1 protein-coding gene is annotated in these 1,354 nt (G+C 59.0%); it reads left to right on the top strand.

What is annotated here, in order from left to right:
• The first annotated feature begins 196 nt into the window (after positions 1 to 196).
• On the top strand, positions 197 to 943 hold the full coding sequence (locus ABVQ20_RS40400; protein ID WP_354465424.1) for an SDR family NAD(P)-dependent oxidoreductase: 747 nt from the start codon (positions 197 to 199) through the stop codon (positions 941 to 943).
• Positions 944 to 1,354 lie beyond the last annotated feature (411 nt).

The raw sequence follows: 1,354 nt of genomic DNA, 5'->3' as shown, positions 1-1,354 counted from the left end.
TCGATGGCGGGTTGTCGATCCTTGATTACACTTCTCTGACCCTGCTCAAGACGCGTGGCCCCGCGTTGTTCTCCGGGACGTTGGTGGACACGTCCACTAAGTAGGCGGGACAGCTTGCGACGATCGAAAACGACCGGCCGGGAGCGATCGGGTCCATTCGCGGCTTATCCGGGCAACAACCGAAATGGGAGTTGAAGTGACACGATCAAGAGCACTGATCACCGGCGCAGGTGCAAAAGATGGGATTGGTTTTGCCTGTGCCAGGCTCCTGGCCGAGGCTGGTTTCGCAGTTGCGCTGTCCGCAACGACGGATCGCGTGCTCGACCGTGCGAACGAACTGAATGCCGCGGGTCACACTGCAAGTGGCCACATAGGCGATCTAACCCTGACCGAGGACGTCGATCACCTTTTGTCCGAACTCGGGAGCGTCAATATTCTTGTCAACAATGCCGGCATGGGCACAAAGGCGAAGCCCGCCCTTGAAAAGCGTCTCACAGAAATTGCCAATGATGAATGGGATCATGAACTCTCGGTGAGCCTCAAGACCGCGTTCTTGGTCACCAAGGCTTTCCTTCCAGCAATGCTATCGGCAGGATATGGGCGCATCGTAAATGTGGCTTCGGTCACTGGACCGTACGTATCGAGTCCCGGTTCTTCCGCATACTCGGCGGCCAAGGCTGGCATGGTTGGATTGACCCATGCGCTGGCGCTCGAGGTGGCATCGAACGGCGTTACGGTCAACGCGGTCGCTCCCGGCTGGATTCAAACTGGTGCGTCGACACCCTCCGAGTTGTCAGCGGCGCTGAACACCCCCTGTGGACGTGCCGGTCGCCCAGAAGAGGTTGGAGCGGCAGTCGTATTCCTTGCATCGCCTGCCGCCAGCTATATCAACGGTGCGGTCCTCGTTGTCGACGGCGGGAATATTCTGCAGGAACGGAAATGAAGCTTGTTTGACGGCGAAGAGCATTGATCGCCCAGTTCGCACCAAGCTCGATGAGGTCATCACGAGCTTCGGCCAGCGGAGGCAACGCCGCCAAAGCCAACGGAGTACTTGCATCTCCATGGTGAGGCGGAGCCCCGAAGAAACGGCAACGAGCCCGACCGTGGCGCGACCTTCGCTCACCGGGCGGCCTTTCGTGGCGTGTGCAGAGAAGCCTACCAGCCAATTGAAAGCGCAGCCGCGATCAAGCCGCTCAACAACAGGGTTCCACGCGTAAGCACAGTTTCGTCGAAGTCGAAATGAGACGTGTGATGGCGGCCATTCGCCGGCATCGTATGTTGAGCAATTGCAGCGCAGGCATTTCGGCGGGGGGATTTCGAATTCCAGAACCGCCTCGCCCGGCACGACGTTTAG

The organism is Mesorhizobium shangrilense (assembly GCF_040537815.1).
GTDB classification, from domain to species: Bacteria; Pseudomonadota; Alphaproteobacteria; order Rhizobiales; family Rhizobiaceae; genus Mesorhizobium; species Mesorhizobium shangrilense.
Note: the sequence above shows the minus strand (reverse complement) of the source record. Positions and strands in the feature narration are given on the sequence as shown.